The sequence below is a fragment of the Microbispora sp. CL1-1 genome (genome assembly GCF_012034195.1).
Taxonomy (GTDB): Bacteria; Actinomycetota; Actinomycetes; order Streptosporangiales; family Streptosporangiaceae; genus Microbispora.
In genome coordinates this window covers 1-19,179 of record NZ_JAATEK010000015.1, presented here as the reverse complement: position 1 = coordinate 19,179, position 19,179 = coordinate 1, and the positions used below count along the sequence as shown (strand labels likewise).

The window sequence follows — 19,179 nt, the reverse complement described above, 5'->3', positions numbered from 1 at the left end:
CTCTGCGCGCCGCCGTACGCCAGAGCGCCACGCAAATCTCGTCGAGATCGTAACTTTTCGCCAGACAGGATGAGTCAGATGAAAATCCTCGCCTGTCGATCACGTCTTCGCGTTCTCACCGTGGTCAGTAGACGTAGGGCCAGCCGGCGCTGTCCCAGCCGAGCTTGTTGATGCCCAGGCGGGAGGAGCCGTCGTCGGCGTACCAGTGGTAGAAGAGGATGTCTCCGTCGTTGTCGGCGAGCACGGCCTGGTGGCCGGGGCCGTGGATGCTCCCGTGCCCGGCCAGCACCTGCGTGCCGCCCCCCGACGTCATCGCCGTCCCGTTCCTGTCGACGTACGGGCCGGTGATCGAGGTGGAGCGGCCCACCATGATGCGGTAGGTGCTGGACGCGCCCCTGCAGCACAGGTCGAAGGAGACGAACTGGTAGTAGTAGCCGCCGTGCCGGTAGATGAACGGCGCCTCGATCGCGCCGCCGTTGCGGCCCGAGATGCTGCGGATCGTGCCGTCCAGCCGCTTGCCGGTGGCCGGATCGAGCTGGACCATCTTGATGCCCGACCAGAACGAACCGAAGTCGAGCCACCAGCGGCCCTGGTCGTCGATGACGAGGTTGGGGTCGATGGCGTTCCAGTCGTCGGAGGTGTTCGACTCGATGACCAGGCCCTGGTTGGTCCACGACCCCGAAGCGCCGGTCGTGCTGGTGGCCAGGAAGATGCCCGAGTGGTTGGAGCCGAACGTCGAGGCCGCGTAGTACATGTAGTAGCGGCCGTTGACGTAGGTGATGTCCGGCGCCCACAGGTCGTTGCCGCCGTTGGTGTAGGCGTGCGCCCAGGAGGCCCCACCGGGGAACGCCGCGCCCGCGTCGCGCCAGTTGGTGCGGTCGGTCGAGGTCTTGAGCCGGATGCCGTTGCCGGTGTAGGCGAGCAGGTAGGTGCCGTCCGGCTTCTTGGTCACCTCGGGGTCGTGCGTGTTGACGTCACCGGTGACGTAGCCCGGGTCGGGGTAGGAGACGGGCGGTGTCGGCGTGCCTGATCCGCCGAGCCTGACGAGCTGCCACTGCTGGTTGGCGCCGTTGAGGTCGGTGTACTGCGAGATGCGGCCGCCGTCCGCGGTGGACCACTCCCACACTTCGAGGGCCTTGCCGCTGTTGCGGTTGATCAGCTTGACGTAGCCGCTGTCGGTGTCGACGACCCGGAACTGCTGGTTGGTGCCGTTCTTGTCGGTGTATTGGATCACGTCGGCGCCGTCGGCGGTGGAGCGGCCGGAGATGTCGACGACCTTGCCGCTGTGGCGGGACATGAGCCGGTAGTAGCCGCCGCCGGAGTCGACGAACTGCCACTGCTGGTTGGCGCCGTCGTTGCGGGCCCACTGCACCAGGGGCGCGCCATCGTTCGTCGCTTTGTTGTAGACGTCCAGCGCCTTCCCGCTGTTGCGGTTGACCAGCACGTACGACGCGCTCGTGTCGATGGACGCCGCGTGCGCGGGGCCGGCGGCCACCAGTGATGGACAGATCGCGAGCAGCGCCAGGATCGCCAGCGCGAGGACGCGGCGCGGCCACGCGGGAGAGCGTACGGAGGTGTCCATGGGGCGTGCCTCTCGTCGGAACGCGGTGCGGTGGGTGAATGGACATGAATAGGAGAACGCAATTATGTGAGCGCTAACAATCCGGGTCGTCCGGCGCTCCTTTTTGCAAGGGTGTTTCCGGGAGGTCGCCGCCCAGTGTCAGCGGCGGCTCCCGGGTCGTCAAGGTCCGTCATCCGAGGCCGGACCATGCGGCGCCTGCCCGGTCGAATGCGCGCGACCGCTGAGAACGCGCGGGAAACTCTTGTCGCGGGGCCGGTGCCGTCCGTCTTTCCGGATTTCCCGGCCCGGACCGGCCGCCGTGGTTCCACGGTGAGGCGAGGCATTGTCCGCGACCAAGGGCGGTGTAAGTTTCAGCCGGCTTGATCGCCATTTATGTCCGTGCTCATGGGAAACGAGATGCCGGGCACGGCCGGACCGGAGCCGCTCTCCGGCTTCTGAGTCGGTCGGCTCACTTGGACTCGACAGGAGCTCCGTCGGTCGCTACGGTTCTTCTCAGTCGGTCAACTAACTAACTTGCTGAGGAGCAATCATGATCGTGGTCACGGGTGCCACCGGAAACGTCGGCGGCCAGGTCGTCGCCCTGCTCGCCGCCGCGGGTGAGCGGGTGACCGCCGTCTCCCGGCGCACCGCCGACCTGCCCGAGGGCGTACGGCACGTGCGGGGCGACCTCGACGATCCCGCCGGGCTCAAGGACGCCTTCGACGGCGCCGACGCGCTGTTCCTGCTGGTGGCCGGTCAGGACCCGCAGGCGATCCTCGACGCGGCCCGGGCGGGCGGCGTGAGGCGTGTCGTCCTGCTGTCCTCGCAGGGAGCGGGCACCAGGCCGGAGTTCTACCGCCACCCCGTCGCGTTCGAGGACGCGGTGCGCCGGTCCGGCCTGGAGTGGACGATCCTGCGGCCCGGCGGCTTCCACTCCAACGCCTACGCCTGGGCGGAGCCCATCCGCGCGAGCCGTACGGCCGCCGCCCCGTTCGGCGACGTCGGCCTGCCGACCATCGACCCGGCCGACATCGCGGAGGTCGCCGCGACCGTCCTGCGCGAGGACGGGCACGCCGGCCGCGTCTACGAGCTGACCGGCCCCGCGCCGACCACGCCGCGGGAACGCGCGGCGGCGATCGGCGCCGCGATCGGCGCGCCGGTGCGGTTCGCCGAGCAGACCAGGGAGGAGGCGCGGGCGCAGATGCTGGGGTTCATGCCCGAGCAGGTGGTCGAAGGGACGCTCGCCATCCTGGGGGAGCCGGTGGACGCGGAGCGGCGGGTGAGCCCGGACGTCGAGCGCGTCCTCGGCCGTGCTCCCCGGTCCTTCGCCGACTGGGCCGGCCGCAACGCCGCCGCCTTCCGATGAGCCCGGCCCAGCCCGACCTTCCGATGAGCCCGGCCCAGCCCGATCGGAAACGAACAACGCTGCTCACCCTCGAAAGGACCTGTCGTGCCGCTTCAGCACGTTCTCGACTCCGCCATCCACTACCACGACACCGGCACCGGGGCGCCGATGGTCTTCCTGCACGGCAACCCCACGTCGTCCCACCTGTGGCGGCACGTCATCCCCGCGATCGGCGGAGGCCGCCGGCTGGCCCCCGACCTGATCGGCATGGGTGAGTCCGGCAAGCCCGGCATCGCGTACACCTTCGCGGACCACGCCCGTTATCTGGACGCCTGGTTCGACGCGCTCGGCCTGGACGACGTCGTCCTCGTCGGCCATGACTGGGGCGGCGCGCTGGCCTTCGACTGGGCCGCCCGCCACCCGGACCGGGTGCGGGGCATCGCCGTCACCGAGACCATCGTCAAGCCGATGACCTGGGAGGAGTTCCCCGAAGGAGGCCGGGAGCTGTTCGCGGCGATCAAGACCGAGGGTGTCGGGGAGAAGATGATCCTGGACGACGACGCCTTCATCGAACAGGGGCTGCCGGGCACCGTCGCGGTTCCCATGGACCCCGGTGACCTGGCCGTCTATCGCAAGCCGTACCCGACGCGGGAGAGCCGCCTGCCGCTGCTGCGGTGGGCGCGCTCGATGCCGCTGGGCGGTGAGCCCGCCGACGTGGTGGCACGCGTGGAGGCGTACGACGCGTGGCTGGCCGCCAGCCCGCAGGTGCCGAAGCTGCTGCTCGCCTTCGCGCCCGGACCCGGCACGATGGTGCACCAGGACATGATCGATTGGTGTGCGGCCACCTTCGCCGGCCTGGAGATCCGGCGGTTCGACGAGGTCGCCGGGCACCACACCCCGGAAGACCACCCGGAGCTGATCGCCACGGCCGTCGCGGACTGGGCCGAGGCGCACGGGCTCCGGTGACACCCTCGCCGGCGTGGAGGCTTCCCGGGCGGTTCGGGACAGGGCAGCCTTGACCAGGCGTTTTCGCGGCGTGCCGGGGACGTCAGGGCGGTCCTGAACCGGCTCGGGACGAACAGGTGGTCCGGCAGGTGGTCCGGCGCGTGACGCTCGGCGACGTCCGGTCCGGCTACGCCGGTCACGTCGTCGAGCGGCGGCATGGACTTCCGGACCGGCGGTCGCCCCCTCTCCGTCGGCTGAGCCCCGCGGGTCCTCCGCCGCGCGCGAGTCGCAACTGTCGGTGCCCTCCAATACGGTCTTCTCGGCACGCGGAGCCCCGCCCGTCTCTCCTGGTGGGCGGGACTCCGCGATCGGGTGGGTGCGACACGGAGCGGTGACCCGGCTCGGTGACGCGGCTCGGTGACGCGGCTTGGTGACACGGATCGGGGGGACCGGATGGCGGACCGCAGGGCGTTGGACCTCGACTCGCTGGCGATCAGCGATCGGTTCAGGCTGTTCAACTTCACCAGGCGCGACGACCATGTGGCCTATCTCTGGGTCCTACGGGCCATGGACCGGCTGCGCGAGGTCCACCAGGTGCAGGTGGACGCCGGGCAGGTGCAGGCGGCCCTGAGCGAGCTGGCCCGGCTCCACGACGAGGTCCCCACGTTCGACGGCAACCTGCGCGACCGGCTCGACGCCCTGCACGCGGACGGGGTGCTGCACCGGTTCGACGACGCGTCCCGGGCCGGCAACCTCGTCCGCTATCGCAACAGGCAGTCGGTCTACCAGTTCAGCGAGCTCGGCTACTGGGCGTACACCTCGGTCGAGGGGCTGCTCGCGGCCCGCATCCAGGACGCCAACCTGTCGCGGCTGGTCTTCTCCGACATCCTGGAGGACCTCAAGGCCCTCGCGGCGGCCAACCGCGCGGGGGAGGGCGAGCAGGTCTACCGGCGGCTGTCGCGGCTCGACTCGGTGATGGAGGACATGGGGCGCCGCTCGGCGCACTTCCACGTGACGCTGGGCGAGATCATCCGTTCCACCGACGCCTCCCCAGAGACGTTCCTGCGCTACAAGAACGCCCTGCTGACGCACATGTCCGAGTTCATGGCGGAGCTCGACCGCTATCTGCCCCGCCTGGCCACCGCCGTACGCGACGTCGAGGCGAGCGGCCTGGCCTCGCTGCTCGACCGGGCGGCGGCCGCCGACGAGCGGCCCTTCATGGACCGCCACGAACGGCTGGAGGACTGGCGCCGCCGCTGGTCGGTCCTGCGGGCGTGGTTCGCCCCGGAGGGGCCGGAGGAGTCGCGTGCGGCGGAGCTGCGCAACGCGACGCGCATCGCGGTGTCCGGGGTGATCGCGCTGCTGCGGCAGATCTCGGAGGCGCAGCGCGGCGGCGTCAACCGGGCCACCCAGCTGCGGCACCTGGCCGAGTGGGTCTGGAACGCCCCGGACGAGGGCGCCGCCCACGCGCTCATGGGCGCGGCGTTCAACCTGCGCAGCGCGCGGCACCTGGGCACGGCCCACGAGGACACCGAACAGATCTCGCCCCGGGCCACCTGGTGGGACGCGCCCGGGGTGGAGGTGTCGGTCACGCTCTTCCGCAGCGGCAAGGCGCCCACGCCGGGCGTGCCCACGCCGGTGCGCGGCAACCCCGGCGCGCGGGCGGCGCTGCGGCGCGAGCAGGCCGCGGAACGCGCGGCCGAGCGCGAGGCCGCTGGTCACCTGACCGAGCTGGGCGCGCACGGCAGGGTGCTCGACGAGTCCGAGACCCGGGTGCTGCTGAAACTGATGACGCGGGCGTTGGAGGGCCGCACGGTCGTCGCAGGCCGCCTGAGGAGAGGGTCAGGCGCCAACGACGCCGTGATGGTGCGGCTCGTGCCGTGCGACACCGGAAGCACCGTACGCACCACGCAGGGGCTCCTCCACCTGCCCGGGTTCCGGGTCGAGCTGGCCGGGCGGACGCCCGTGGCGGGCTCGGGAATGGCCGGTTCGGAAGCAGCGGGTTCGAGGGCGGAGGGCTTGGAAGCACGGGGTTTGGAGGCACGGGGTTTGGAAGCACGAGCTTTGGAAGCAGGGGGTGCCCGGTGACGACGCCTCGCACCCGGGTCGCGGCCGGCGTCTCCGCCGCCGACCTCGGCTCCTACCAGCAGGCGGTTCGCCGCGTGCTGACCTGCGACCTGATCACCAAGGACCGGCCGCGTCCCGGTGTGCTCGACCAGGTGCTGCGCTGGGCCGACGAGATGACGCGCGACTTCCGCGAGCTGCTCGGCTACACGCTGATCGCCACGACCCACCACGTGCGGCTGGTCCGCCATCTCGACGTCCTGGACGAGACGCAGCGCTCGATCTTCTCCCGCAAGGGCAAGCCGTTCGACCGCCGCCGGCTGGCGTACCTGTGCCTGGTGCTCGGGTCGTTCCAGCGCTCCCGGATCGAGATCAGCCTGGCCGACCTGGTGCGGGTCTTCACGCCGCTGGCCAACTCCATCGACGGCCTCGGCTTCGACCCCGCGATCGGGTCGCACAAGGCCGCCGTCGTCGACGTGCTGGGCTGGCTGGTGGACCGCGGCGCGCTCCGGCTGTCCGACGGCAGCCTGGAGTGGTGGGCGCGCGACACCGAGCGAGGCGACGCGCTCTACGACATCGACCACGACATCTGCGCGGTGCTGTTCAAGCCGGCCCGGCCGGTCCAGCACCTCACCAGTGCGGCCGGTCTGGTGCACGAGCCGCCGCACACGAACCCGGCCCGCAGGGCGCGGCGGCTGCTCGTCGAGTTTCCCGTGGTCTACTACGCGGACGTCGAGCCCGATGTGGCCGACGCGCTGCGCGCCCCCGGCCTCGCCGAGGACCTCGTACGGTTCACCGGCCTGGTCCTGGAGCGGCGCGCGGAGGGCGTCATGCTCGCCGACCCGGGCGGCGTCTTCACCGACCGGCCGTTCCCTGGCCGGGGCAACGCGGTGAGCCGGGCGGCGGGGCTGCTGCTGGCGAAGATCGCCGACCTGCTGGAGGACCCCGAGCACGTGCCGGAGCCGCTGCCCGTTCCCGCGCTCGCCGACGACCAGGCCGATCTCGTGGCGCGGATGGACGCGGGACTGCCCCGCGACGGAGTCGTCGCCGAGCTGGCCTGGTCTCCGTCCGAGGCCGAGCCGTCGTCGCCCGACGACCGGCCCGTGCCCGCCGAGGCGCCGTTCGTGTCGCGCAGCCGCCTGGAGACGATGACGACCGAGCTGTACGACGAGTTCGGGGCGGCCTCGTTCACCTCCGCCTGGCAGCAGGATCCCCGTGGACTGCTCGACGCCGTCATCGGGTTCCTCGCGGACCTGTTGCTGCTCAGGCCGGTGCCGGGCGGCGTGCTCGTCCTGCCCGCCGCGCTGCGATACCGCAACATCCGGGCCGCCCTGCCCACCCGTACATCGGGCGGTCAGCTGGCGCTGGTGGCGCTGCCCGAGCCGGTTGCCCGGCAGGACACTTCACCGCAGCCGGACATCCCAGCGCAGCCGGACACCACGGCGCAGCAGGGATCGTCCGCGCAGCAGGGTCCGTCCGGGGCGCAGGGTTCGTCCGAGGCGCAGGGTGGGGTCGGGGGGCAGGGTCCGTCCGGGAGGCAGGGTGCGGCCGGCCAGGAGGTTTCGTTCACGCAGGAGGAGGGGCGATGACGCCGCCGAGCGACCGGTTCCAGCCCAGCAGGGCCGGTGTGATCAACGTCTGGGACTACGTGGACGAGGAGTTCGCCTTCGCCGACGGGCGTCTGGTGCTGCGCGGGCACAACGGCTCGGGCAAGACAAAGGCGCTGGAGGTGCTCTTCCCGTTCATCCTCGACGGCGTGGCGGACGCACGGCGGCTCGACCCGTTCAGCGGCGAGAACCGCACGATGAAGTCCAACCTGCTCTACCGGGGCCAGGAAGCCGAGTACGGCTACGTCTGGATGGAGTTCGCCCGGCGCGAGATCGGGGCGGAGCCCGACGCGACCGACGAGACCGTCACGCTCATCATCGGCATCCGCGCGCACCGGCACAGGGATGGGGTGCGGACCTCGTTCTTCGTCACCGACAAGCGCCTCGGTGTCGACTTCGGGCTGCTCGCGCCCGACTCCCGGCCCCTCACCGAGCGGCAGCTCAAGGCCGTCCTCGGCCCGGACGCCCACTGCGAGACCGCCACCCAGTATCGGGACGCGGTGGACGCCCGGCTGTTCGGGCTGGGCAGGGAGCGCTACACGCAGCTCCTCGACCTGCTGCTGGCGCTGCGCCGCCCGCTGCTGGCCAAGGACCTCGACCCCGACAAGGTCTCGGGCACGCTCACCTCGGGCCTCAGCCCCGTCGACGAGGAGCTCGTCGACCAGGCGGCCCGCGACTTCGAGAACCTCGCGGCGGTCCAGAAGCAGTTCGACGACTTCGCGGTCGCCGACGCGGCCGTACGCGCGTTCCTGACCGACTACGTGGCCTACCTGCGCACTCATGCGAAGGCTCGGCTCGCCCGCATCCAGACCGAGATGGACGGCGCGGTGGAGCACGCCCGCACGCTCGTGCGCGCCGAGGAGGCACGCACGAGGGCGGCGGCCGCACGCCAGGCCGCCGCGGCGGCGGCCTCCGCGGCCGAGGCCGAACGCGAAGGGCTGGAGCGCCGCCTCGCCGCGTTGCGTGCGGACGACGCCTACCGTGCGCGGAGCGAGCTGGAGCTGCGCCGCCGCCAGATCGTCAAGACCGGCGAGGAGATCGAGCGCGAGCGCGCCCGGCTGGCGGACGGCGCCGATCACCTGGCCGCACTCGAAGGGGAGGCGGGCGAGCTCGCGGAGCGGCTGGAGGGCGCGCGGGCGGCGATCGTCCGGCACGCCACCGATCTCGCCGACGCGGCGGAGCGGGCCGGGATCGCCCACGACGGGGACGGCCCGGCCGACACGGGCGCGGACCTGCTCACGACGGCGCGGGCACGCGCCACCGCCCGCAAGGACGACGTCGCGAAGGTCCGCGACGAGATCGCCAGGGTGTCGGGCGCGGAGCGGGACCGCCTGCGAGCGGAGGCCGATAGGGACAAGGCGGACAAGGACGTCGAGGAACGGGAATCGCGGTGCGAGGCCGCCGATGCCGCGCTGGTGACGGCACGCGACCGGGCGCGGGAGGCGCTCGACGCCTGGGCCGCTCGCTGGGCCCGCCCGGCAGAGGCTCCGGAAGATGAGGCCCCCCGAGATGAGGGCCCGGGAAGTGACCCGGGCAATGAGTCCGCGCGTAGCGGGTCTCCGGGAAGTGATTCGGGCAACGAGTCCCCGCGCAGCGAGTTTCCGGGAGACGAGGCGGTGGCCGGCCCCGCCGACGTGGCGGCGCTGGCGGAGGCCCTCGCCCAGGCCGGAGACGCCGGGGCGCCGTCCCTGGCCGAGGTCTACAGCGTGCGGACCGAGGAACGGCGGACGGAGGCGGCCAGGTCCGCCGAACGCCTGTCCGCCCGGGTGCGCGACCTCGCCGCCGACCTCGTCCGCCTGCGTCGTGAACGCGAGGAGATCGCGGCCGAACGCGACGAGGCGCCGCCGCACGACGACCGCAGAACGGCGGACCGGGACGGGCGGCCGGGGGCGCCGCTGTGGCGGCTCGTCCGGTTCGCCGACGGCCTCGACGAGAAGGAGGCGGCCGGCCTCGAAGGCGCACTGTACGGCGCGGGGCTGCTGACCGCCTGGGTGCACCCGGAGGCGCGGCACACCTTCGACGCCGTCGCGGTCCTGGAATCCGACGGCTACCTGCTCCCGCTTCCCGAGGAGAGCCGCCCGTCCGGCCGTACGCTCGCCGACGTCCTCGTGCCGGAGGAGCAGGACCTCGTGCCGGCGGCGGTCGTCGCGGACGTGCTGAGGTCGGTCGTGGTCGCCGACGCGATCACACCCCACAGTGATCGGCCGGGGGATCGGCCCGGGGATCGGCAGGCGGATCGCCAGGGAGAACGGCAGGGAGAACGGCAGGGAGAACGACGGGGCGGACCGGTGCCGACGGTGACCATCCGGGCCCAGTTCGGCCTCGGGCTCCTCCTCGGCGCCCGGCCCAAGTCGTCACCCGAATACATCGGCGCCACCAACCGGGCGAACCGCCGTGCGGCCAGGCTCGCCGAGTATGACGAGACGATCGGCGAGACGATCCGGGCGCACGAGGACGCCGAGCGCGACCTGGCCCGCGCGAACCGCCGCCTGGCGGACTTCGCCCGGGCCCGGCGGGAGCTGCCGTCCGTCACGGAGGTCGTCGCGGCGGTCACCCGCGTCTCCCGCGAGTCCGCGCTGCTGGCCCAGGCGCGGTCGGTGCTCGCGGACCGCCGCCGCGATCTCGACGCGGCGGTGGCGCAGGTCGACGCGGCACGCAGGCGGCTGCGGCAGGTCGCGGCGGAACGGAGCATGCCCGTCGCGGAACAGGAGGTCGACGCGGTCGCGCGGGCCGTGGACGAGTTCCTCACGACGGCGCAGCGGCTGCACGACGGCCGCGAGCGGGCCGCGTCCGAGGAGCGGGACCTCGCGTCGCGGCAGGCGGCCATCGCCCGGCAGCGCGAGCGGCACGACGCCGACTCCCGCGCCCTGGAGGAGAAGGAGCGGGAGCACCGGGCCGACGCCGAGGAGCTCAGGGCGGGCGAGGAGGCACTCGACGCGCCGCTGCGCGAGGTGCTCGCCCAGATCGACGAGACCGAGCGCCGCCTCGCCGAGGTTCGCAAGCGCTGCGGGGAGCACGCCGCCACCGCCACGCGGGAGAACGAGGCGCTGATCGTCGCGCAGAACGACCTCAAACACGGGCAGGCGTCCCTCGGCCAGGCGCTCGGCCACCTCTTCGAGCACGTCGCGGCGTTCGGGCCGTACGCGCATCCGGAGCTGCGCCCGCTGCTCGGCGTCACCGCCACCGCGCCGTGGCCCGTCCACGTCGGCTGGCCGGAACCGGCGGAGGCGGCCGCGTCGGTGGCCGCCGAGCTGTCCGCCCGCTCCGCCGCCGGAAAGAGCGCGGGGGAGGGAGACGGGGAGGGCGCTGCGGAAGGGGCCGGAGCAGGAGCCCGAGGAGACGGAGCAGGGGGCGGCCTGCCGCCGGATCCCGCCGCCCTGGTGGGCCGGGTGCTGCCGGGAGACGTGGCCGCGCTGCTCGACGCCTTCGCCGCGGAGATGGCCGACATCCGCGTGCCCGGGGAGAGCGCGCTCAAGAACACCGCGAGCCGGCTGTCGGGCTCGCTGCGGACGTTCCAGGACGCACTCGACGGCTGTGCCGAGGACTACCGCCTGGAGCACGACCCGACCGGGGTCGTCATGGTCTACGTCAGCGACGAGGGCGGCCGCAACCCGGTCGCCGCGTTCGCCCGGCGCGTCGCCGACCGCGTCCAGGAGCAGGGAATGCTGCTGGAGGAGCGGGAGCGGACCGTGCTGGAGGACGAGCTGCTGACCGCGCTCGCCCAGCAGGTGCACGACCGGGTCCGCACCGCGCGCGACCTGGTGCGCGGGATGAACGAGGACACCCGGTCACGGCCCATGTCGTCCGGCACCAGGATCGGCATCCGATGGGGCCGTTCCGACCGGCTGAACGACCGGCAGGTCGCGGTGTCGCGGCTTCTCGACAGGGACGCGCAGGGGCTCGGCGCGGCCGGGCTGGCCGAGCTGCGCGGCCTGCTGCGGGAGATGATCCGCGACTACCGGGCCGCCCACCCGCGTGCCACCTACAGGCAGGCGCTGGCCGAGGTGCTCGACTACCGCACCTGGTACGGCTTCGAGCTGGTGCTGGCCGTGCCGGGGGAGAAGGAGGTCAAGCTCACCCGGGCCAAGCACGAGGAGATGTCCGGAGGCGAGAAGTCGGCGGCCATCCACCTCCCGTTGTTCGCCGCGGCCAACGCCCTTTATTCGTCCGCCAAGCCCACGTGCCCGCGCATGATCGCGCTGGACGAGGCGTTCGCCGGCATCGACGACCGCTACAAGCCCGAGCTGCTGGGCCTGACCGTGAAGTTCGGCCTCGATCTGTTCATGACCGGCCACGACCTGTGGATCCACTTCGACACCGTGCCGATGGCCGCGCACTACGACATGCACCACGACAAGAGCGCGCACGCGGTGTCGGCGATGCTGATGCTCTGGGACGGCGCCCAGACCATCGACGCCGACGCCGGGTTCTCCGGCAACGAGGAGTTGGCCGAGACGCTGCTCGGCTTCCGGCCGAGCCGCCGTGCCCCCGCCCTGACCGAGGGCACCCTCCTCGCCGCCGACGGCGACGACGAACCCGACGAGGTGGAGGCCGGCGTATGACCATGGCCGCGAAAGCGGTGGAGCGCTACCGGGGGCCGGAGTATCGCCGCCTGCTCCAGGCCGCGCGGCGCCGCCTGGAAGGCAACGGCGGCACCCTGGAGGGCTCGATAGGCGTCGGCGATCCCGACGAGGCGGAGCGCAAGGCGCTCATCGGCATCACCGGCCGCTACAGCGAACCCGGCGTCAAGCGCATCGGCGTCACCCTGCGCGAGCTCGACGCCGTCGTACGCGCCGGGACCGGTGGCCTTGGCCTGGTCGACCTGCTGGAGACGCTCGGCCCGCCGCTGCGGAACCGCCCCCGAGAGGCGGCCCTCGCCCGGGCCGCCCGCGACGAGGCCGTGCGGCCCGCGATGGAGAGCCTGCTGTACGAGAGCGCGGAGTGGTACCGCGAGTGGCTCGACGCGGTGAGCCGCGACGGCACCGCGAGCCGGCTCGCCGGCCGCCCGCGCACGGCCGGGACGCTCGCCAGGGCCGCCCGTGTCCTGGAGTTCCTCACGACCCGACCCGAGGACGACGCGGAGATCACCCTCGCCGGGCTGGCCGCCAAGATCACTGGTCATCCCAAGACCCTCGACCATCCGGCCGGCCTGTCCACCCTGGTGCTGCGGGCCCTGGCGATACGCGCGGGCGTTCCGGCCCCGGGCACGGCGGAGGAACGCCGGGAGCTGTGGGACCGCTACGAGGTGGTCGTCGACGACCTCGCCAGCCGGATCCTCGTCCTGAACCTGCCGGCGGAGGGGGAGGGGCTGGGGGAGTGGCTGACCGCCGCCGCCCGCTTCGGCACGCCGTTCCAGGTCACGCTCCACCAGCTCGGCACCTTCGCCATCACCCTGCGCGCCCCGGTGGTGCACGTGTGCGAGAACCCGGCCGTGCTGCGGCGCGCGGCCGCCGAGCTGGGGCCGGACTGCCCGCCCCTCGTCTGCACCGAGGGACGCCCCTCGACGGCCTTCCACCGGCTGGCGGGGACAGCCGTACACGGCGGGGCCCGGCTGCGCTACCACGGCGACTTCGACTGGCCGGGAGTGGACATGGCCGGTGCCGTGGCGCGGCGCTACGGCGCGGAACCCTGGCGCATGACCGCCGCAGATTACCTCGCGGGTCTCGCGAACCTCGGCGATCTCCTCGAAGGTGACGAGCACCTGCGGCTCACCGGGCGGCCGGTGCCGGCACCCTGGGATCCCGCCCTCGGGGACTCTATGCGCGAGAAGGGGATCGCGGTCTACGAGGAGGCCGTCGCCGAGCCCCTGCTGGCGGATCTTGGGGGGTGACACGCGCGAGGCACGGTCGTACGTTGACCTCCGTGGCCTGCGCGACGAAGGAGTCACCGTGAGCGAGACGACCAGCACCCATGTCTTCCGGGAAGCCCGTGACCTGCTGCTCTCCTTGAGGGAGGACCCCGAGCGGGCGGCACGCGAGTTCGCCTGGCCCGTCTTCGGCGACAGGTTCAACTGGGCCACGGACTGGTTCGACGCGATCGCCCGGGGAAACCCGCGGACGGCGCTGTGGATCGTGGAGGAGGACGGCTCCGAGCGGCGTTACTCCTTCGACGAGATGGCCCGCCGCTCCGATCAGGTGGCGGCGTGGCTGGCCGCTCAGGGCGTGGGCGCGGGCGACCACGTGCTGCTGATGCTCGGCAACCAGGTCGAGCTGTGGGAGTCGATGCTGGCGGTGATGAAGCTCGGCGCGGTGATCATGCCGGCGACCACCGCCCTGGGCACGGCCGACCTCGCCGACCGCGTGGAGCGGGGGCGGGTCCGGCACGTCATCGCCAACGCGGCCGACACGCACAAGTTCGACGGCGTGCCGGGAGAGTTCGGCCGCGTCTGCGTGGGCGAGGCGGCCGGGTGGCTCCGCTATGGCGACGCCTACGCGACGCCCGAGCCGGAGCCGTTCGAGGCCCGGACCTCGCCCGGCGATCCGCTGCTGCTCTACTTCACCTCGGGGACGACGAGCAGGCCCAAGCTCGTGCGGCACACGCAGGTGTCCTACCCGGTCGGCCACCTGACGACGATGTACTTCGTCGGGGTGCGGCCGGGCGACGTGCACCTCAACATCAGCTCGCCCGGCTGGGCCAAGCACGCCTGGAGCTGCTTCTTCGCGCCGTGGAACGCCGAGGCGACGGTGTTCGTGCACAACTACTCCCGCTTCGACGCCGCCGCCCTGCTCGGGCAGATCCGCCGGGCCGGGGTCACCACGTTCTGCGCGCCGCCCACGGTCTGGCGGATGCTCATCCAGGCCGACCTCGGCGACGGCCCGGGCAGCCTGCGGGAGGCGGTCGCCGCGGGCGAGCCGCTGAACCCGGAGGTCATCGCCCAGGTGGAGCGGGCGTGGGGGCTGACGGTCCGCGACGGGTACGGCCAGACCGAGACGACCGCGCTGATCGCCAACACGCCCGGCGTCCCCGTGAAGGCCGGCTCGATGGGCCGGCCCCTGCCCGGTGTCCCGGTCGTCGTGGTCGATCCGGTGACCGGCCGGCCGGCGGACGAGGGCGAGATCTGCCTCGATCTGGCCGCCCGCCCGGTCAACCTGATGACCGGCTATCTGGACGGTGAGGAAGGGGCCATGTCCGGGGGCCTCTACCACACCGGCGACGTCGCGGTCCGGGACGCGGACGGCTCGATCACCTTCGTGGGACGCACCGACGACGTGTTCAAGGCGTCCGACTACAAGATCTCGCCGTTCGAGCTGGAGAGCGTGCTCATCGAGCACCCCGCCGTCGCGGAGGCGGCGGTCGTGCCCGCCCCCGACCCGATCCGGCTCGCCGTGCCCAAGGCGTACGTGGTGCCGGCCGCGGGCTGGGAGCCGAACCGGGAGACCGCCGCGGCCATCCTGCGGCACGCCCGTGAGAGGCTCGCGCCCTATCAGCGGGTGCGCCGGCTGGAGTTCGCCGAGCTGCCCAAGACCATCTCGGGGAAGATCCGCAGGGTCGAGCTGCGGGCCAGGGAGAGCGACGCCGCGCAGGCCGGCACCGAGCTGTCCGGGGAGTGGCGGGACGACCAGTTCCCCGAGCTGCGGTCCTGACCCTGCCGGAGGAGGCGTCAGCGTCCCCCGGGTGCCGATGACCCGTGCCCGAGCAGGCGGGCGACCGGCTCCTCGGTCAGCCCCACGACGCCGTCGAAGTCGGTCGAACGGCTGACGGCGGCCCAGCGCTCCGCCTGGGCCGCGCGGGCGCGGGACGCCTGCTCGGCCAGGCGCAGCGCGTCGGAGCCGAGCAGCAGCCGCAGCGGCGGCTCGTCCACGTCGACCAGCCCGGCGATCACCCTGGCCGCCCGCCGGGGATCGCCCGGCTGGGCGCCGTCCACCTCGCGCCGGAAGGCGTTGACCCGGCCGACGGTCTGCTCGTAGTCGGGTCCCACCGGCGGGATGCGCATCGACGAGCCGCCCCAGTCCGTACGGAACCCGCCGGGCTCGACGATGACCACGGTGATCCCCAGCGGGCGGACCTCGCTGTTCAGCACCTCGGAGAACCCCTCGACCGCGAACTTGGCCGACTGGTAGGCGCCGAGCCCCGGCGTGCCCCCGACCCGGCCGCCCACCGAGCCGATCTGCAGGATGTGACCTGACCGCTGCGCGCGCATCACCGGCAGCGCGGCCCTGGTCATGGTGACGACGCCGAACAGGTTGGTCTCGAACTGCGCCCGGAAGTCCTCGTCGGAGGTCTCCTCGATGGGCGAGGAGTTCGCGTACCCCGCGTTGTTCACCAGCACGTCCAGCGAGCCGAACTCCTCGACGGCCAGCCGTACGGCCCGCTGCGCCGCGGCGGCGTCGGTGACGTCGAGCGCGACGGCGCGCACCCGGTCGCCGTGTGCCCGGACGAGGTCGTCCAGCCGTTCCGGCCGCCGGGCGGTGGCCACGAGGCGGTCGCCGCGTTCGAGCACCTCGTGAGCGAGCGCGTGTCCCAGGCCCCGGGAGGCGCCGGTGACGAGCCATGTCCTCTGCATGATGATCTCCTCTTGATCTTCAGCGCGCCGCGCCCGCCGGGACCCGCTCGGCCGCCTCGGCGGCGAGCGCCGTACGGCGGCGCGCCCCGGGCACCAGCAGCGCAACGGCGACGGTGGCCGCCAGGGTCAGGGCCATCACCAGGAAGGCGGTGGTGAAGCCCGACTCGTACGGCAGGCCGTCGGGGCGCAGGTGGCCGGTGACGAGGGCACTGATCGCGGCGGTGCCGATGGAGCCGCCGATGGTGCGGATGTTGGTGTTCATCCCGCCGGCGACGGCGGTCTGGCCGGCCGGCACGCTCTGCACGATCAGGTTGGTCATCGAGGCGTAGGCCAGGCCGAGACCGAGACCGAAGACGGCGGTCGCGACGGCGAGCTGCCAGGGCCGGTCGTGCCAGAGGGCGATGCCGCCGCTCGACAGCGCGCCGAGCGCGCATCCCCACACGAGCTGGGCCTTGACCCCGGCGACGCGCGAGAGCGGGCCGCTCACGGTGCCGGCGACGGCCATCGTGACGAGCATGGGCAGCATCAGCAGCCCGGCCTCGGTCACGCTCGATCCGAATCCGTAGCCGGTCACGCCCACCGGAATCTGCATGAACTGCGGCAGGAACGCGTACGAGGCGAACATCCCGGCGCCGAACAGCAGGGCCACCAGGTTGGTCGTCCACACGGCCGGGAGCCGCATCATGCGCATGTCGATCAGCGGGTCGCGGGAGCGCAGCTCGACCGTGATCCACGCGGCGAACAGCACCACGGCGCCCGCGAGCGGCACGACGACGGCGGCCGAACCCCAGCCCCAGGCGGACCCTTCGCTCAGCGGGACCAGCAGCGCCACCAGCCATCCGGACAGCAGCGCCGCGGCCGCCCAGTTGACCCGGCCGGGCGTGCGCACCGGCGACCGGGGCACGTTGCGGTACGCCAGGAACGCGGTGGCGACCACGATGATCGCCGGGATCCAGAACAGCCAGCGCCAGCCGGCGACGTCCACGATCGGGCCGGCGAGCACGATGCCGACGCCGCCGCCGACCGCGATGACGGCCGACAGGATGCCGACGATCGAGGGCACCCGGGTGGCGGGGAACTCGTCGCGCACGATCCCGAACGACACGGGGAACACGGCCCCGCCGAGGCCCTGGATGATCCGGGCGATGATCAGCACGCCGACGTTGGGGGCGACGGCGGCGACGACGCAGCCGAGCGCGATGGCGGCCAGCCCGACGAGCAGCGTGCGGTCCTTGCCGATCATGTCGGCGATGCGGCCCAGCAGCGGCGTGGCGACGGACGCGGACAGCAGCCAGGCGGTGAGCACCCAGGTCACCGCGCTCTGGCTGGTGTGGAGGTCGTGCTGGATGGTGGACAGCACGGGGCTGACCAGGGACTGCAGCAGAGAGAACGAGGCCACGGCGGCTGCCAATGCGAGGAAGGTCAGCCGTTGCGGCGAGGTGGTGCGTGACATCGAGATCCTTCGACAGGAGGAACCGGCACGACGAGGCGCGCCGGTGACGACGCCCCGGTTGAGGGGACGGCGCATGACAAAGCGAACGATCAGGGGGCGTTGACACAGGGGGGGACGCGAACGCGAATGCCCGCCTGCTAAAGTCGAGGCGTGCCTCCACATTAGCGGAGGTAACCCTCCGGTTCAACCTCGGGAGGAGACCGGTGAACGAGAAGGCGGCCGAAGGCCCCCGGACGAGGGTGCGGCGTCCCCAGCGCGCCGACGCGCGGCGCAACTTCGACGCGCTGCTCGCCGCCGCGCGGGAGGCGTTCGCCGAGCGCGGCACGGATGCGTCGCTGGAGGACATCGCCCGGCGCGCCGGCGTCGGCATCGGCACGCTCTACCGCAACTTCCCCACGCGGCAGGACCTGTTCGACAGCGTCTACCTGGACGAGATCGACGAGCTGTGCGACGCCGCGCGGCAGGCCGCCGACCTGCCGCCGTGGGAGGCGCTGGCCGCCTGGCTGCGCCGGTTCGTGGACTACGCGGCCACCAAACGGGCCATCTACGAGGCGCTCAACCGCGACTCGGAGATGATGCGGTCGAGCCGCGTCGCGATGTACGAGGCGGGGCAGCCGCTGTTCGACCGGGCGAGGGAGGCCGGGGTGATCCGCGGCGACGTGACCTTCGACGACGTCCTGCGGATGGTCTCCGGCATCACCGGAGCCGGGTTCGTCGACGAGGATCAGCGCGAGCGGGTGCTGGGCATGGCCCTCGACGGCGTACGGGCCCGCCCGGCCTGAACCATGCCGGGCCACTCGTAGGGGAAACTCCGGTAGATGTCGGTCATGTAGATGTACACGTCGCCGCTGCCGGCGAGCGGCTTGACCACCTTCAGCGCATCTGATGATGCCGGGCCGTTCGGGATCGTCACGAAGGGGCGGTCGTTCAGTCGGTCGGCCCGCCGGGGAGTGACAGGGCCTGCGTGCCGTCGGGACCCACGGCGGTCGTGGCGGAGCCCGGATTGGACAGGGTCCCGTCCAGGCCGGAGGGGAGCGGTCTTCGACGACGCCGCTCGACAGGTCGCCGTCGAAGTCGTAGTGGAGGACGAGTGCCGGTTCGGCGGCGCCGTCCGCCGGAAGGGCGTGCGCCGGCACGGCGGCGAGGAGGAGCGCGGCCGTCACGCGGACGGGGCGAGAAAGGGGGCGAGGCGTGCGCCTGCGTGCTCGCCCGGGCAAGGGTACGGCCATGCGCTGTCCCATTCGGGCAGGGGCGCCGAGTCGTCCGCCGATCTGTCCGCCGGCCGGCCGCGCTCACCCGCGACGGCCCCCTGCCCGGTGAGTGAGGTCGGGGATCGGGACGCGTCGAATCGATTCGCGCACCGATTCGACCGGACGATAAGGGCGCTGCCGCGAACGGTCAAGCACCGGAAACCTCTCCGGCACATCGTCGTCATCATGTCGGCGCGCTCCCTCCAGGCGGGCGTCCCGGAAATCAGGCCGCGTACCCCATTGACGGGTGCACCGGGGCGGGCCTATCGTCGGCGAACCGATTCGCCGAACCGATTCGACTCCGATCGGGAACAGGCGCGTAACGCTAGGAGGTCACGTCATGAGACCAGGGTCGAGCGGCCGGCGTGCGGCCGGGATGGGTGCGGTGGTCCTCGCGGCCGCCACCGGGCTGGCCGCCTGTTCGTCACAGCCCGACGGCACCGGCGCATCT

At 72.7% G+C, this 19,179-nt stretch carries 11 protein-coding genes; 8 read left to right on the top strand and 3 right to left on the bottom strand.

Annotated elements, in window-relative coordinates:
- Nucleotides 1-124 precede the first annotated feature (124 nt).
- Complete coding sequence (locus tag HCK04_RS42550) at nt 125-1,582, bottom strand: family 43 glycosylhydrolase (RefSeq protein WP_142648734.1); 1,458 nt, start codon at nt 1,580-1,582, stop codon at nt 125-127.
- Nucleotides 1,583-2,111: 529 nt separating this feature from the next.
- Here HCK04_RS42550 and HCK04_RS19115 point away from each other — a divergent pair.
- From HCK04_RS19115 to HCK04_RS19085, 7 genes are all read left to right on the top strand, one after another.
- Entirely contained in the window at nt 2,112-2,927 is an 816-nt protein-coding gene (locus HCK04_RS19115; RefSeq protein ID WP_142648733.1) for an NAD(P)H-binding protein, read from the top strand.
- A gap of 84 nt (nt 2,928-3,011) precedes the next feature.
- Nucleotides 3,012-3,872, top strand: coding sequence for a haloalkane dehalogenase (locus HCK04_RS19110; RefSeq protein WP_142648732.1), 861 nt, complete (start codon nt 3,012-3,014; stop codon nt 3,870-3,872).
- A gap of 432 nt (nt 3,873-4,304) precedes the next feature.
- Entirely contained in the window at nt 4,305-5,939 is a 1,635-nt protein-coding gene (locus HCK04_RS19105; RefSeq protein WP_142648731.1) for a TIGR02677 family protein, read from the top strand.
- Nucleotides 5,936-7,504 carry a DUF2398 family protein gene (locus HCK04_RS19100; RefSeq protein ID WP_142648730.1) on the top strand — a complete coding sequence of 523 codons (1,569 nt, stop codon included), beginning with the start codon at nt 5,936-5,938 and terminating at the stop codon, nt 7,502-7,504. Before HCK04_RS19105 ends, HCK04_RS19100 begins: the two co-directional genes overlap by 4 nt.
- Nucleotides 7,501-12,084, top strand: a complete 4,584-nt coding sequence (locus tag HCK04_RS19095; protein WP_142648729.1) for an SbcC/MukB-like Walker B domain-containing protein — start codon at nt 7,501-7,503, stop codon at nt 12,082-12,084. The genes HCK04_RS19100 and HCK04_RS19095 overlap by 4 nt, the downstream gene beginning before the upstream one ends.
- Nucleotides 12,081-13,352: a TIGR02679 family protein gene (locus HCK04_RS19090; RefSeq protein ID WP_142648728.1), complete on the top strand. Its 1,272-nt coding sequence runs from the start codon at nt 12,081-12,083 to the stop codon at nt 13,350-13,352. The genes HCK04_RS19095 and HCK04_RS19090 overlap by 4 nt, the downstream gene beginning before the upstream one ends.
- Nucleotides 13,353-13,410: 58 nt before the next feature.
- On the top strand, nt 13,411-15,105 hold the full coding sequence (locus HCK04_RS19085; RefSeq protein ID WP_142648727.1) for an AMP-binding protein: 1,695 nt from the start codon (nt 13,411-13,413) through the stop codon (nt 15,103-15,105).
- A 17-nt stretch (nt 15,106-15,122) separates the two neighbouring features.
- Here HCK04_RS19085 and HCK04_RS19080 read toward each other — a convergent pair whose 3' ends face one another.
- Both HCK04_RS19080 and HCK04_RS19075 read right to left on the bottom strand, forming a co-directional pair.
- The gene (locus HCK04_RS19080; RefSeq protein ID WP_142648726.1) at nt 15,123-16,025 is read right to left on the bottom strand and encodes an oxidoreductase; all 903 of its coding nucleotides are present in this window, start codon (nt 16,023-16,025) and stop codon (nt 15,123-15,125) included.
- Between the two features lie 19 nt (nt 16,026-16,044).
- Nucleotides 16,045-17,478 carry an MFS transporter gene (locus tag HCK04_RS19075; protein WP_142648725.1) on the bottom strand — a complete coding sequence of 478 codons (1,434 nt, stop codon included), beginning with the start codon at nt 17,476-17,478 and terminating at the stop codon, nt 16,045-16,047.
- Between the two features lie 203 nt (nt 17,479-17,681).
- Between HCK04_RS19075 and HCK04_RS19070 the strand changes: the two genes are divergently transcribed.
- Entirely contained in the window at nt 17,682-18,260 is a 579-nt protein-coding gene (locus HCK04_RS19070) for a TetR/AcrR family transcriptional regulator (protein WP_185948994.1), read from the top strand.
- Nucleotides 18,261-19,179 lie beyond the last annotated feature (919 nt).

Excerpts from the sequence above, each read along its gene's own strand:
- HCK04_RS42550 (WP_142648734.1), bottom strand. The coding sequence starts at position 1,582 with ATGGACACCTCCGTACGCTCTCCCGCGTGGCCGCGCCGCGTCCTCGCG.
- HCK04_RS19115 (WP_142648733.1), top strand. The coding sequence starts at position 2,112 with ATGATCGTGGTCACGGGTGCCACCGGAAACGTCGGCGGCCAGGTCGTC.
- HCK04_RS19105 (WP_142648731.1), top strand. The coding sequence starts at position 4,305 with ATGGCGGACCGCAGGGCGTTGGACCTCGACTCGCTGGCGATCAGCGAT.
- HCK04_RS19095 (WP_142648729.1), top strand. The coding sequence starts at position 7,501 with ATGACGCCGCCGAGCGACCGGTTCCAGCCCAGCAGGGCCGGTGTGATC.
- HCK04_RS19090 (WP_142648728.1), top strand. The coding sequence starts at position 12,081 with ATGACCATGGCCGCGAAAGCGGTGGAGCGCTACCGGGGGCCGGAGTAT.
- HCK04_RS19080 (WP_142648726.1), bottom strand. The coding sequence starts at position 16,025 with ATGCAGAGGACATGGCTCGTCACCGGCGCCTCCCGGGGCCTGGGACAC.
- HCK04_RS19075 (WP_142648725.1), bottom strand. The coding sequence starts at position 17,478 with ATGTCACGCACCACCTCGCCGCAACGGCTGACCTTCCTCGCATTGGCA.